General features: G+C 57.0%; 12 protein-coding genes. 8 read left to right on the top strand and 4 right to left on the bottom strand.

The genetic code is table 11. From position 1 onward, the window contains the following. The first annotated feature begins 369 nt into the window (after positions 1-369). Positions 370-1,800 (top strand): PTS glucose transporter subunit IIBC, encoded by a 1,431-nt coding sequence (ptsG, locus tag ONZ54_RS16790; RefSeq protein ID WP_005312062.1) that lies wholly within the window; start codon positions 370-372, stop codon positions 1,798-1,800. Between the two features lie 256 nt (positions 1,801-2,056). On the opposite strand, the gene ONZ54_RS16785 is transcribed toward ptsG, so the two are convergent. The 4 genes from ONZ54_RS16785 to map form a co-directional block, all read right to left on the bottom strand. Continuing rightward, a complete protein-coding gene (locus ONZ54_RS16785; RefSeq protein WP_005312064.1) occupies positions 2,057-2,440 on the bottom strand; it encodes a DUF3461 family protein in 384 nt (127 codons plus the stop codon). Positions 2,441-2,568: 128 nt separating this feature from the next. Continuing rightward, a complete protein-coding gene (dapD, locus tag ONZ54_RS16780) occupies positions 2,569-3,396 on the bottom strand; it encodes a 2,3,4,5-tetrahydropyridine-2,6-dicarboxylate N-succinyltransferase (protein WP_005312067.1) in 828 nt (275 codons plus the stop codon). Positions 3,397-3,531: 135 nt separating this feature from the next. Further along, complete coding sequence (glnD, locus tag ONZ54_RS16775) at positions 3,532-6,219, bottom strand: bifunctional uridylyltransferase/uridylyl-removing protein GlnD (protein WP_271786727.1); 2,688 nt, start codon at positions 6,217-6,219, stop codon at positions 3,532-3,534. An 89-nt stretch (positions 6,220-6,308) separates the two neighbouring features. Next, positions 6,309-7,097: a type I methionyl aminopeptidase gene (map, locus tag ONZ54_RS16770; protein WP_005312070.1), complete on the bottom strand. Its 789-nt coding sequence runs from the start codon at positions 7,095-7,097 to the stop codon at positions 6,309-6,311. A gap of 362 nt (positions 7,098-7,459) precedes the next feature. On the opposite strand from map, the gene rpsB reads away from it, so the two are divergent. From rpsB to ispC, 7 genes are all read left to right on the top strand, one after another. Further along, complete coding sequence (gene rpsB, locus ONZ54_RS16765) at positions 7,460-8,188, top strand: 30S ribosomal protein S2 (protein WP_005312073.1); 729 nt, start codon at positions 7,460-7,462, stop codon at positions 8,186-8,188. Between the two features lie 104 nt (positions 8,189-8,292). Beyond that, positions 8,293-9,174, top strand: coding sequence for a translation elongation factor Ts (gene tsf / locus ONZ54_RS16760; protein WP_005312074.1), 882 nt, complete (start codon positions 8,293-8,295; stop codon positions 9,172-9,174). A gap of 71 nt (positions 9,175-9,245) precedes the next feature. Continuing rightward, entirely contained in the window at positions 9,246-9,980 is a 735-nt protein-coding gene (gene pyrH / locus ONZ54_RS16755; RefSeq protein WP_005312076.1) for a UMP kinase, read from the top strand. Between the two features lie 57 nt (positions 9,981-10,037). Beyond that, on the top strand, positions 10,038-10,595 hold the full coding sequence (frr, locus tag ONZ54_RS16750; protein WP_005312078.1) for a ribosome recycling factor: 558 nt from the start codon (positions 10,038-10,040) through the stop codon (positions 10,593-10,595). Positions 10,596-10,667: 72 nt separating this feature from the next. Beyond that, complete coding sequence (uppS, locus tag ONZ54_RS16745; protein WP_005312081.1) at positions 10,668-11,444, top strand: polyprenyl diphosphate synthase; 777 nt, start codon at positions 10,668-10,670, stop codon at positions 11,442-11,444. A gap of 26 nt (positions 11,445-11,470) precedes the next feature. After that, positions 11,471-12,328 carry a phosphatidate cytidylyltransferase gene (locus tag ONZ54_RS16740; RefSeq protein ID WP_096118000.1) on the top strand — a complete coding sequence of 286 codons (858 nt, stop codon included), beginning with the start codon at positions 11,471-11,473 and terminating at the stop codon, positions 12,326-12,328. A gap of 67 nt (positions 12,329-12,395) precedes the next feature. Beyond that, entirely contained in the window at positions 12,396-13,589 is a 1,194-nt protein-coding gene (ispC, locus tag ONZ54_RS16735) for a 1-deoxy-D-xylulose-5-phosphate reductoisomerase (protein ID WP_271786726.1), read from the top strand. Positions 13,590-13,641 lie beyond the last annotated feature (52 nt).

Raw genomic sequence — 13,641 nt, 5'->3', positions numbered from 1 at the left:
CGGTAGACTAAAATAGAAAAAACAGCAAATGGTTACATTGAGTTACAATGCGTTTCTTTGTGTATTGATTTGATTGGTTAAAATACAATGCGAAACAGCACTTTTCATATTTGTGGCATACAATGAAAATGCCGAAATATATTCCTGATTAATCTGTAATTCCCCTCGAAATTATCTTGTGATCTCCCCTCCAAAATTTTTATTCCCTTGTGCCTGATGGAAGAAATTTCCGATCTGCTGGGTTATATTCAGCGGGTCAAAATAAACAACCCCAATCGAATTCACGCCAATGAAAGATGATGCTGGTGATCGTCTATCAATTGGACTGAACCGTTTACGGGAAGACAATCCATTCAGGAGCATACACACATGATGAAAAATGCGTTTTCTAATCTGCAAAAGGTTGGTAAATCGCTGATGTTGCCCGTCTCCGTATTGCCAGTCGCAGGTATCCTGCTTGGTGTCGGTGCTGCAAACTTCAGCTGGTTGCCAGAAATTGTTTCCCATTTGATGGAACAGGCCGGTGGCTCGGTATTTGGCCAGATGGCCCTGTTGTTCGCGGTGGGTGTTGCCCTCGGCTTTACCAATAACGACGGTGTATCCGGTCTGTCAGCCATCGTTGGTTACGGCATCATGACCGCCACCCTGTCAGTCATGGCGCCAGTGATGGGTGTTGACAAGATCGACACGGGTGTTTTGGGCGGTATCCTCGCCGGTGGTGTCGCCGCCTGGGCGTTCAACCGTTTCTACAAGATCCAGCTGCCTGAGTACCTGGGCTTCTTCGCTGGCAAACGTGCAGTGCCCATCATCACAGGTTTCGTTTCCATCGGTCTGGGTGTGATCCTGTCCGTGATTTGGCCGCCAGTTGGCTCTGCCATCGGTGCCTTCTCTGACTGGGCTGCCAACCAGAACCCGGTACTGGCCTTCGGTATCTACGGTGTGGTTGAGCGCTCCCTGATCCCGTTTGGTCTGCACCACATCTGGAACGTGCCTTTCTTCTATCAGGCGGGTACCTGTGTCAATGGTGCCGGTGAAACTGTCCACGGTATCATGACCTGCTTCCTGACCGCTGATGACGCTTCCCGCGCTGCCGGTAACGGATTCGGTCAACTGGCTGGTGGTTACCTGTTCAAGATGTTCGGTCTGCCTGCTGCTGCGTTTGCCATTGCCCACGCTGCCAAGCCGGAAAACCGCGCCAAGATTGTTGGTATCATGGCCTCCGCTGCCCTGACCTCTTTCCTGACCGGTATCACCGAGCCGATTGAATTCTCCTTCCTGTTCATCGCTCCGGTACTGTACGCCATCCACGCCGTACTGGCTGGTCTGGCTTATGTGCTGACCAACATGCTGGGCGTTGTACATGGCCATACCTTCTCCAACGGCTTCATCGACTTCGTGGTTCAATCACCCCGTGCCGACAACATGCTGCTGCTGGTAGGTCTGGGTCTGGTTTACGCTGGTATCTACTACGTGGTCTTCAGCTTCGTTATCCGTGCCATGAACTTGAAAACCCCAGGTCGTGAAGACGAGACTGCTGAAGAGACTGTCAGCCAAAGCAAGGACGGCATGTCTGAGGCTCTGGTGACTGCCTTCGGTGGTAAAGAGAACATTGCCTCTCTGGATGCCTGCATCACCCGCCTGCGTGTTGGCGTGAAGGATGTGGCCAAGGTTGACCAGGCTGGTCTGAAGAAACTGGGTGCTGCCGGTGTGGTAGTCTCTGGCTCCGGTGTTCAAGCCATCTTCGGTACCAAGTCCGACAACCTGAAAACCGACATGGATATCTGGATGAAGAGCAACTAATCCTGTTGCCTAGATTTCAGAGTTCCGAAAAGGGAGGCGCAAGCCTCCCTTTTTGCTGGCCGCTTTTTGACCTGGTAAAGAGCCTGGATAAGGAATATTCAGGTATCTTGGCTTGCTGTATCGAAAAGTGCCTCAAGGGAGAAGTGCGCAGGCGTGAGGTGCCAACACCTGATACCAGCGTCATGAGCCAGTGGTGTGACACGTATTCAAGCCAAAAAAAAGGCGCCTGATGGGCGCCCTTGTTGTTGGTGCTGGCTTACAGTTTTTCCAGATCCCGCTCTATTTCGCTGATCTTGTTCTGCACCACTTTTTCCAGGTGGCGCAGGTCACGCAGTATCTTCTGTTTGATATCCGGGTCTGCCTGGATATGTACGCCCTGAGTCAGGTTGTCCAGCTCATCCACCACGTACTTGAGATTGGCGTTGATCTCGGTGACATCCTTGTACTCATGAGTACCCGAGTCGACCAGCATGGTCTTGCGCTGGCGAGGATATTTGAATTTGACACTCTTGGCGAAGAACTCGCCCTTCTGCTTCTTGAAGTAGATCTTGAGGATGTCGTGATTGGCTTCCTGGCGCAGGGTATAGCTGTCCACTGAGGTGGGTTCCTGGATCCCCAGGCTCTTCAGATTTTCGTACATCGGGCTTCCTCGGTTTGAAACGATCCTGACCAATCTATCTTAACCGAGTCGATGCGGCTTGCCTGTGACAGGGGCGCCAAAATCAAAAGGGCGCCATCAGGCGCCCTTGTTCTCAATGGTGAGAGGCATTACTCGTCAATGGAACGCAGCAGGGCATTGATACCGACCTTTGCACGGGTCTTGGCATCTACCTTCTTGACGATGACGGCGGCGTAGAGACTGTACTTGCCACACTTGGAGGGTAGGGAGCCAGAAACGACCACTGAACCCGCCGGCACGCGGCCGTAGTGAATTTCGCCGGTTTCGCGATCATAGATGCGGGTGGACTGGCCGATGAAGACGCCCATGGAGATGACGGAACCTTCCTCGACGATAACCCCTTCAACCACTTCGGAGCGGGCACCGATGAAGCAGTTGTCTTCGATGATGGTCGGGTTGGCCTGCAACGGCTCCAGCACGCCGCCGATACCGACGCCGCCTGAGAGGTGTACGTTCTTGCCGATCTGGGCGCAGGAGCCCACTGTGGCCCAGGTATCGACCATGGTGCCTTCATCGACGAAGGCGCCTATGTTGACGTAGGAAGGCATCAGCACTGTATTGGGAGCGATGAAGGAGCCTTTGCGAGCCGTCGCAGGCGGCACCACACGCACCCCCGCTTCCTTGAACTGCTCGGCGGTGTAGTCGGAGAACTTGAGAGGAACCTTGTCGTAGTACTGGGCATCGTCGCCCTTGATGATGCCGTTGTCATTGATGCGGAAGTAGAGCAGCACCGCCTTCTTCAACCACTGGTGTACCACCCACTCGCCGGCAATCTTCTCGGCGACACGGGCCTTGCCGGCGTCCAGCAGGTCTATGGTCTGCAGGATGGCGGACTTGGTGGCGGCATCGACGGAGCCGGGAGTGATGGAATCACGGCGCTCGAAGGCCGCTTCGATGATCTGTTGCAACTCGGTCATGACAGGTTTCCTTTAAAAAATTCGGTTTGTTGTATCACACTTTTCCAATTGTTTTTAAGGGCTCAAGCCGATTTCTTCAGGAGAATGGCGATTTATTATACTCACGTGGCCCAACCACTTGTTCTATTTGAAGAATCAGGATGAAGAAAGGCGCCTTGTGAGGCCTGTCAACGGCTCGCCGTCAGGGGCTTCATCCGCCGATTCCTGCGGGTTGAGCTGGCTCACCAGTCGATCCTCCAGCGCCAGTTGTTCGGCCTGATTCAGCGGCTCCCCCGCCAGTGTAGTGAGGCTGAAAAAGTCCTCCACTCGCTCGCCTATGGTGGTGATCTTGGCCGCGTGCAGGGAGAGGCCACACTGCTGGAACACGGCGCCGATACGAGCCAGCAGGCCAGGGGTATCCAGTGCCGTCAGCTCCAGCAGGGTGTGACGGGTTTCGCCCTTGTGGGGCAGAAACACCACCCGGGTCGGCACGCTGAACTGACGGTGGCGCCGCGACAGCGGCTTGTTGCGCAGCAACAGCTTGCCCGGTTCCTGCAGTGCTTTCTCCAGCGCCTTTCTGATGGTGGCTGTGCGGTTGGGGCTGATGGGCTCGCCGCTGGGCTCCAGCACCACGAAGGTATCCAGCACATAGTCGCTGCGGGAATTCATGATCTGGGCATCATGGATGTTGAGGTTTTTCTGATCCAGTGCCGAGGCCACGGTGGCAAACAGATTTGGTGTGTCTCGGCAGTAGATAAATACCTCGCTGCCACCCCGGGTCGGGTGCTTGCCGATGATCACCAGCGGTGCCGGATTGTCGCCGTGCTCGATGATCTTGCGGCAATGCCAGGCGATTTGCTCAGGAGTGTGGCGCAGGAAGTAGTCGGCCTTGAAATCGCTCCACAGCTGGTTGATGGCCTCTTCCGGCACGTCCCGCTGGGCCAGGATCTGCTTGGCCTGGCGCTGGTTCTCACGAATGCGCAGTCGCATGTCGGGCGGGTTTTCCAGCCCTTGGCGCAGGGCTTTCTGGGTGGCGAAATAGAGTTCGCGCAGCAGGGTGCCTTTCCAGTCGTTCCAGAGGGTGTCGTTGGTGGCGCAGATATCGGCCACCGTCAGGCAATAGATAAGGTCGAGGTGCTGCTCGTCGCGCACCTTCTGGGCGAAGTCGGTGACCACGTCCGGGTCGTAGATGTCGCGGCGCTGGGCGGTGACCGACATCAGCAGATGGTGGCGCACCAGCCAGGCCACCAGTCGGCTCTCGTAGCGATCCAGGCCATGCAGCTGGCAGAACTCCAGCGCGTCCACGGCGCCTAGCTCTGAGTGATCCCCGCGGCGCCCCTTGGCGATGTCGTGGAACAGGGCCGCTATGCTGAGCAGTTCCGGCTTGCGCAGCCGGGTAAACACCTCGTGGCAGAGCGGGTGGGTCTGGCGGCTGGCCGGATTGGGAAACTGGTGAATGTTCTTGAGTAGCCGGTGGGTGTGCTCATCGACCGTATAGGCGTGGAACATGTCGAACTGCATCTGGCCGACGATGAGGTTCCACTGGGGCAGGTAGGCCGCCAGTATGCCGTACTTGTGCATCAGGGTGAGGGGCTGGCCGATGCCGTTGGGGTGGCGCAGCAGCGCCATGAACAGGCGGCGGCAATCGGGCAAATCCTGCAGCCAGCAATTGAGTTTGCGCCTCGCCTCGCGCAGCTGGCGCAAGGTGGCAGAGTGAATGCCGGCAATCTCGGGATGCTGGGCTATTTGGTAGAAGAGCCGCAGTATGGCAGCGGGCTCGCGGCCAAACAGCTCTGAGTCCACCGCATCGATGAGGCGGCCACGCAGCTGGAATTCGTCGCAGAGGCGGCGCACGTCCATAGCGGTGTTGCCGAGGATCGCCTCGTCAAACAGCTGCAGCAGCATCTCGTTGAGCTCGGAGACTCGCCGTACCGTCTGGTAGAAGCGCTTCATCATCTGCTCGACCGGGCTGTTGCCTTCCCCCTCGAACCCCAACATCTGGGCCACGGTACGCTGGCGGTCGAACAGCAGCCGGTTGTCACCCTTGTTGATGGCCATGTGCAGGGCGAAGCGCACCTTCCACAGGAAGTTCTGACAATCGAGCAGTTCACGGTACTCCGCCCGGTTGAGAAAGCCGTGGCTGGTCATCTCGAACAATGTGGTGGCGCCGAAGTGGCGGCGGGCGACCCAGGCCAGGGTCTGAATGTCTCTCAGTCCGCCAGGGTTGCTCTTGAGGTCGGGCTCCAGCTTGTAGGCAGTGCCAAGAAATTGCTGGTGGCGCAGGGCCTGCTCTTCGCGCTTGGCCTGAAAGAACTGCTCGCTCGGCCAGAAGCGCTCGGGACGCGTGGCCAGGGTGAGCTGCTCGAAACCGGCTTTGCGGCCTGTGATGAAACGGGCCTCTATGAGGTTGGTGGCGACCGTGATGTCGGCGCGGCCCTGCTCGATGCACTCGGCCACGTTGCGTACCGCCTGACCCACCTCCAGCTTGAGATCCCACAGCAGGGTAATGAACTCACCGATGCGCAGCCCCAGTACCTCGTCCAGCTCCTCGCCTTCATAGAGGATCAGCAGGTCGATGTCGGAGTGGGGATGCAACTCGCCACGGCCATAGCCGCCGACGGCTATCAGGCTGAGATCTGTCTTGTCGAAGCCAAATTTTTGCCACAGTCGGGTCAGCAGCGCATCCATGTATTCGGAACGGGTCGCAACCAGCTCTATGATGTTGTCGCCGGCATCGAAACGGGCGTGCAACCAGCCGAGAAAGCGGCCCAGATACTCTTTGCAGTTCTCGCGGGTGAGCTGATCGTCGGGTAACAGATGGGGGGAAAGCAGGCTGGCATCCATGGCATCTCACGCTCTTGTCGCACGCATACACAGCGGCTGATAAAAACAAACCCCGGTGCCTTCTCGCTTCGGCGCCGGGGTTTTTGATGTTAACCGTGTTTGATATAGCGGTCGATAGTGTCATCGGGGCGCAGGGTAAGCACCTCGCAGCCATCGTCGGTCACCAGCAGTGTGTGTTCCCACTGGGCGGAATCGCCGCCATCCTTGGTGGTCACTGTCCAGCCATCTTTCGGGTTGATGCGGCAGTGATATTTCTTGCTGTTGACCATGGGCTCTATGGTGAAGCACATGCCCGGTTTGAGCTCCTGCTTGCCACCGTTGCGGTAGTGCAGAATTTGCGGCTCCTCGTGGAATTCGCTGCCGATGCCGTGACCACAGTAGTCACGCACCACGGAGAAACCGGCCTTCTCGACGATGGGCTGGATCAGGGCGCCTATCTCTGTGATGCACATGCCGGGGCGCACCTGCTTGATGGCAGCGTAGAGGCTCTCCTGGGCGACCTTGCACAGCTGGCGACGCAGCGGTGTGGTCTCACCCACGATGAACATGGCGGAGGTATCGCCGTGGTAGCCATCCTTGATGACTGTGATGTCCAGGTTGATGATGTCCCCTTCGCGCAATTTCTTGTGGTTGGGGATGCCATGGCAAATCACGTCGTTCACCGAGGTGCAGATGGACTTGGGGAAGCCGTGGTAGTTGAGCGGAGCCGGAATAGCCTGCTGCACGTCGACAATATAGTCGTGGCACAGGGTGTTCAGCTCATCTGTGGTGACGCCTGCCTTGACGTGGGGGGCTATCATGATCAGCACATCGGCGGCCAGCTGGCCGGCAACGCGCATCTTTTCAATCTCTTCCGGTGTCTTGATTTTAATGGACATGGGATCTCTCTTGGGGCCTGACTGCGCATCCTGTCGATGCCCAACAATCAGGTAATGAAAAATAGATGCGTTTGCAATCAGGCCAAAATTTTATCCCCAACCCCCGTTTACTTCCAGTGTGATTGTCATCACAACGTCAAATCCTCTGGTCAGCATTGCGCGCAGGGATCCATTTTTAGCACTGTGGTCGGTGGTGTCCTGAGCAAAGGTATGGTATAAAGCGCGCCGGAATGGGGAACTTGCGTCCACATTTCATCACCCTTAATCAATAACACACACACATCGACACCTGTACCGGGGTGCCCCTTTGGGGTCGGTTACATGGGATGTGTGGAGGCCTAACCCCAATACAGAGGTATATAATGGCTAAAGTTTCTATGCGCGACATGCTGCAAGCCGGCGTTCACTTCGGTCACCAGACTCGTTACTGGAACCCGAAAATGAAGTCCTACATCTTCGGTGCCCGCAGCAAGGTTCACATCATCAACTTGGAAAAAACCGTTCCGATGTTTGACGATGCCATGAACTTCATCAGCTCCGTAGCTGCCAAGAAAGGCAAGGTACTGTTCGTAGGTACCAAGCGTGCCGCGTCTGAAGCCGTAAAAGATGCCGCCGGTCGTTGTGACCAGTTCTATGTCAACCACCGCTGGTTGGGTGGCATGCTGACCAACTGGAAAACCGTTCGTCAGTCCATCAAGCGTCTGAAAGATCTGGAAACCCAGAGCCAGGACGGTACCTTCGAAAAGCTGACCAAGAAAGAGGCGCTGATGCGTACTCGCGAAATGGACAAGCTCGAGAAGAGCCTGGGTGGTATCAAGAACATGGGCGGCCTGCCTGACGTGCTGTTCGTTGTCGATGCCGACCACGAGCACATTGCTATCAAAGAAGCCAACAACCTGGGTATCCCGGTAGTTTCCATCGTTGATACCAACTCCAACCCGGACGGCGTTGATTACGTCATCCCGGGTAACGACGATGCTATCCGTGCCGTACAGCTGTACCTGAATGCTGCTGCTGACACCGTACTGGAAGCTCGCGCTCAGGACATCGTTGTTCAAGCTGAACAAGATGGCTTCGTTGAAGCTGAGTAATTGATAAGGACTGTAAAGCCCTTATTAACCAAGCTGATGTAATTGGTTAGCAGGGGCCCTTGTGGCCCCTGTTTCTTGTCAATTCAAGACCGAGGATACTGGACATGGCTAACGTTACTGCCGCCCTGGTAAAAGAACTGCGCGAGCGCACCGCCGCTGGCATGATGGATTGCAAAAAAGCGCTGGAAGAAGCCGCTGGTGATATCGAGCTGGCTATCGAAAACATGCGCAAATCCGGTCAGGCCAAGGCCGCCAAGAAAGCAGGCCGTATCGCTGCTGAAGGCGTGATCTTTGCTCGTACCGAAGGCAACGTTGCCGTCATGATCGAGCTGAACAGCGAAACCGACTTCGTCGCCAAAGATGCCAGCTTCATGGCAATGGGCCAGAAGATCGCCGATATCGCTGCGACCCAGAAAATTGCTGACGTTGACGCACTGAAAGCGGCTGACTTCGGTAACGGTGAGTCCGTCGAACTGACCATCACCAACCTGATCGCCAAGATCGGTGAGAACATGAACCTGCGTCGCGTGATGCTGGTTGAAGGTGACAACCTGGGCACCTACGTTCACGGTTCCCGCATTGGTGTTATCACCAAGCTGACCGGTGGTACTGCCGAGCTGGCCAAAGATCTGGCCATGCACGTTGCTGCCAACAGCCCGCAGTTCGTCAAGCCTGAAGACGTGTCTGCTGAAGTCGTTGCCAAAGAGCGCGAAATTCAGATCGACATCGCCATCAACTCCGGCAAGCCGAAAGACATCGCCGAGAAGATGGTTGAAGGCCGCATGAAGAAGTTCACCGGTGAGGTTTCCCTGACTGGTCAGCCGTTCGTGAAGGATCCTTCCATGACCGTTGCCGAGCTGCTGAAGAAAGAAGGCGCTGACGTTGTCTCCTTCACCCGTTTCGAAGTGGGCGAAGGCATCGAGAAGCAAGAGACCGATTTCGCTGCTGAAGTAGCAGCCCAAATCGCGGCCGCTCAGAAGGCCTAATCGAACCGGTTTTTCCGTTTCCCCAGACCGCGACTTATGTCGCGGTCTTTATATGACCAGGAATCAGTGACATGAGTACCAATCCCAAGCCTGCATACAGACGTGTTCTTCTGAAGTTGAGTGGTGAAGCCCTGCAAGGATCCGAGGGTTTTGGCATTGATCCAGCTGTGCTGGAGCGGATGGCCCAAGAGATCAAGGAACTGGTTGAGCTGGGTGTTCAGGTCGGTCTGGTCATCGGTGGCGGCAACTTGTTCCGTGGTGCCGGTCTTGCCAAAGCGGGCATGAACCGCGTGGTGGGCGACCACATGGGTATGTTGGCTACCGTGATGAACGGTCTGGCCATGCGTGATGCCCTGCATCGTGCTTATGTGAATGCCCGTCTGATGTCTGCCATCTCCCTGCAGGGTGTCTGCGATTCCTATAGCTGGGCCGAGGCCATCAGCCAGCTGCGCGCCGGCAAAGTGGTGATTTTCTCTGCCGGTACCGGCAACCCCTTCTTTACCACCGATTCTGCAGCCTGCCTGCGTGGCATCGAGATCGAAGCCGATGTTGTGCTCAAGGCGACCAAGGTCGATGGCGTATTCAACGAGGATCCGGTTAAGAATCCGGACGCCGTGCTGTATCATGAGCTCAGCTACAACGAAGTGCTTGAAAAAGAGCTCAAGGTGATGGATCTTGCAGCCTTTACTCTGGCCCGTGACCACGATCTGCCGATCCGCGTGTTCAACATGAACAAACCGGGTGCATTGCGTCGGGTTATCATGGGTGAGCCGGAAGGCACGCTGATCCACCACATCGGCAAATAAGATAAATATGATAGACACGAGCCGCGTGATGGCTCGTTCGCCAAAAGGAAAACCACTGTGATCAACGAGATTAAAAACGACGCCAAGGACCGTATGGCCAAGAGCGTAGAGTCGCTCAAGACCCAGATGTCCAAGATCCGTACTGGCCGTGCTCACCCGAGCCTGCTCGACGGTATCCAGGTTGAGTATTACGGTGCTGCCACTCCTCTGAAACAGTTGGCCAACGTGGTGGCAGAAGATGCCCGCACCCTGTCCATCTCCATTTTTGACCGTTCCATGATCCAGGCGGTAGAAAAGGCCATCCTGACCTCCGATCTGGGCCTGAATCCGTCCAGCAACGGTCAGACCCTGCGTGTGCCCCTGCCGCCGCTGACCGAAGAGCGTCGCCGCGATCTGACCAAGATCGTCCGTGCTGAAGCGGAAGGTGCCCGTGTGGCCGTGCGCAACATCCGTCGTGATGCCAACGCCGATCTGAAAGCACTGCTCAAAGACAAAGAGATCTCCGAAGACGATGACCGTCGTGCTCAGGAAGAGATCCAGAAACTCACCGATTCCTTCATCAAGCTGGTGGATGACGCCCTGGCCGCGAAGGAAAAGGAGCTAATGGAAATCTAAGCCTCTGACAGGTATATTACGAGCGCCGTGTAGTGCCCCTGCACGGCGCTTTTGTCTTTGTGGGAGAAATGAATGTCGCTTTTGGCAGCGTTAGGTGATTGTGCCAATTCGTCCTTGCCTCGTCATGTTGCCATCATCATGGATGGCAACGGGCGCTGGGCTCAGAACCGTGGCAAGATGCGGGTCTATGGCCACAAGGCGGGCGTGAAGTCTGTTCGTGAGGCGGTGACGTTTGCCGCGCGCGCCAAGATAGAGGCGTTGACCCTGTTTGCGTTCTCCAGTGAGAACTGGCGGCGTCCGGAAGGGGAGGTCAGTGCCCTGATGGAACTCTTCATGACAGTGCTGGGCCGTGAGGTCAAGCAACTGCACAGCAACGGGATCCGGCTCAAGGTGATCGGCGATACCGCCCGTTTCAGCGAGCGCTTGCAGGCCAGGATCGCCAAGGCCGAGGCTTTGACTGCAGACAACAAGGGGCTGACCCTCAACATTGCTGCCAATTACGGTGGTCAGTGGGATATCGCCCAGGCGGCCCGTAAACTGGCCCGAGCCGTGGCGGCAGGCGAGCTGGATGCCGATGCCATCGATGAGTCCCTGCTGGCCGAGCAGGTCTGCATGGCTGATTTACCACCTGTGGATCTGCTGATCCGGACCGGCGGCGATCATCGCATCAGCAATTTTGTGTTATGGCAGCTCGCCTATGCCGAGCTCTATTTTACCCCGGTATTGTGGCCCGATTTCAACGAGGCCGAGTTCAGTGAGGCCGTTGCCTCTTTCGTTGCCCGCGAGCGTCGCTTCGGGTGTACGGGTGAACAGATACGGGAATTGATCGCCGAGCATCAGACCGGCTAAATCCCCTCCCAAGAGAGAGGTTTCTTTTGCTAAAACAACGAATTATTACCGCATTACTGCTTGTTCCCCTGGTATTGGGAGCGCTATTTTTCCTGCCGTTGAAATTCTTTGCCCTGTTGGCAGCTCTGGTGTTTCTGTTGGCCAGCCGCGAGTGGAGTGGCTTCGTCTCTGCCCAGCCGCAACAATGGTTGCCGCTGGTGTTCTGTCTGTTGCTCGGTGCCAGCCTGTTCTGGCTGCCGGTCGATCAGCTCTGGACCCCCCATCTGCATCCGCTGGTGATGGGCGTGCTCTGGACCGCCGTCAGCTGGTGGCTGCTGGGGCTGCTGCTGGTATTGCGCTATCCCCGGAGCGCCAGGCTGTGGAAAGAGTCCATCTGGCTCAAATCCCTGTTTGGTCTGGTGACCCTGGTGCCCTTCTTCTGGTCCCTGGTGGCCATTCGTGGTTACAACTTCTATCACGACCCCATGATGGGGGCCTGGATTTTGTTGTTCGTCATGGGGCTGGTCTGGGCGGCAGATTCTGGCGCGTATTTTTTCGGCAAGGCCTTTGGCAAACACAAGCTGGCGCCGGCCGTCAGCCCGGGTAAAACCATCGAAGGTATGTGCGGTGGCCTCTTTACCGCCAGCCTGCTGGCGGTCGGTGTGACCTGGTTCATGGGCTTCGTGCCGGTCAAGATGGCGATAGTGCTGTTCTGCTCCTTGCTGGCCGTGCTGGCTTCCGTGCTCGGCGATCTCACCGAGAGCATGTTCAAGCGGGAGGCAGGCATCAAGGATTCTGGCACTCTATTGCCCGGTCATGGTGGTATCCTCGACCGGATCGACAGCCTGACTGCGGCCCTGCCAGTCTTCCTGCTCAGTTATCTGTTACTCAGTCAGGAGTTCTGATGCACATCTTGCTGATGGTTTTGAGAGCTTCCGGCTCCATTGGTTTGTTACTCAAGCAGGAGTTCTGATGCATAACCTGGTGATCCTGGGGGCTTCCGGCTCCATCGGGCAGAGCACCCTCAAGGTGCTGCGCCGCAATCCCGGGCGCTGGCAAGTACTGGCGCTCACCGCCGCTCGCAGCGTGGATGCCATGGTGCGGGACTGTCTCGAGTTTTCCCCCCGTTTCGCCGTCATGGTGGATGATGCTGCCGCGACCTCACTGGCGGGCCAGCTCAAGACCCACGGTAGCGCGACGCGGGTGCTGTCTGGTCAGGCTGCCCTGTGCGAGGTGGCGGCTCACCCCGATGCACACAGCGTGATGGCGGCCATCGTCGGTGCGGCGGGTCTGGCACCGACCATGGCCGCAGTGCGCGCTGGCAAGCGGATCCTGCTGGCCAACAAGGAGGCTCTGGTGATGTCCGGGGCCTTCTTCATGGAGGCGGTGCGCGAGCATGGCGCCGAGCTGCTGCCCATCGACAGCGAACACAATGCGATTTTTCAGTGCCTGCCCGAAGCCATTCAGCGCCAGCCCGGCTACTGCGATCTGGCGGGGGCGGGCATCAGCAGGATACTGCTGACCGGCTCAGGCGGTCCGTTTCGTTATACCGATATCAATGCGCTGGCACAGGTCACGCCGGCCCAGGCCATCGCCCACCCGAACTGGTCCATGGGTGCCAAGATCTCGGTCGACTCCGCCACCATGATCAACAAGGGGCTGGAGTACATAGAGGCGCGCTGGCTGTTCAACGCCGCGCCCGAGCAGATCCAGGTGGTGATCCATCCCCAGTCAGTGATCCACTCCATGGTGCAGTACAAGGATGGCTCAGTGATGGCCCAGCTTGGCAATCCGGACATGTGTACCCCCATAGCGCACGCACTGGCCTATCCGGCTCGAGTTGAGTCCGGAGTGGAACCTTTGGATTTCTTCAGTGTCGGAGAGTTCAGCTTTATCCGGCCCGATTATGAGCGTTATCCCTGCCTGGCACTGGCCATGAGTGCCTGTCAGCAAGGGCAGGCGGCGACCACGGCGCTCAATGCTGCCAATGAAGAGGCCGTTGCGGCTTTCCTTGCAGAGCGGATCGGTTTTATGGATATTGCCAGAGTCAATGAGGCCACCATGCTGGCGCTGGGGAGTTCCCCTGTGGGTTCGCTGGATGATTTGATTGCGCTGGATGGTGCGGCCCGTGCCCGTGCTCACAATTTGATTGAGGAGCTTAGCTAATGAGTGGTATTTCGTGGCATTGTGCTGCCTTTATCGTTGCCTTTGGGTACCG

It is taken from the genome of Aeromonas salmonicida (assembly GCF_028355655.1).
In the GTDB taxonomy this organism is placed as follows: domain Bacteria; phylum Pseudomonadota; class Gammaproteobacteria; order Enterobacterales; family Aeromonadaceae; genus Aeromonas; species Aeromonas salmonicida.
The sequence above is the reverse complement of the archived record's forward strand: the minus strand, read 5'-3'. Positions and strand labels throughout refer to the sequence as shown.

What these genes read in the sequence shown, in the direction of transcription:
- ptsG (WP_005312062.1), top strand. Translation starts at nt 370, where the DNA reads ATGATGAAAAATGCGTTTTCTAATCTGCAAAAGGTTGGTAAATCGCTG.
- ONZ54_RS16785 (WP_005312064.1), bottom strand. Translation starts at nt 2,440, where the DNA reads ATGTACGAAAATCTGAAGAGCCTGGGGATCCAGGAACCCACCTCAGTG.
- dapD (WP_005312067.1), bottom strand. Translation starts at nt 3,396, where the DNA reads ATGACCGAGTTGCAACAGATCATCGAAGCGGCCTTCGAGCGCCGTGAT.
- glnD (WP_271786727.1), bottom strand. Translation starts at nt 6,219, where the DNA reads ATGGATGCCAGCCTGCTTTCCCCCCATCTGTTACCCGACGATCAGCTC.
- map (WP_005312070.1), bottom strand. Translation starts at nt 7,097, where the DNA reads ATGTCCATTAAAATCAAGACACCGGAAGAGATTGAAAAGATGCGCGTT.
- rpsB (WP_005312073.1), top strand. Translation starts at nt 7,460, where the DNA reads ATGGCTAAAGTTTCTATGCGCGACATGCTGCAAGCCGGCGTTCACTTC.
- tsf (WP_005312074.1), top strand. Translation starts at nt 8,293, where the DNA reads ATGGCTAACGTTACTGCCGCCCTGGTAAAAGAACTGCGCGAGCGCACC.
- pyrH (WP_005312076.1), top strand. Translation starts at nt 9,246, where the DNA reads ATGAGTACCAATCCCAAGCCTGCATACAGACGTGTTCTTCTGAAGTTG.
- uppS (WP_005312081.1), top strand. Translation starts at nt 10,668, where the DNA reads ATGTCGCTTTTGGCAGCGTTAGGTGATTGTGCCAATTCGTCCTTGCCT.
- ispC (WP_271786726.1), top strand. Translation starts at nt 12,396, where the DNA reads ATGCATAACCTGGTGATCCTGGGGGCTTCCGGCTCCATCGGGCAGAGC.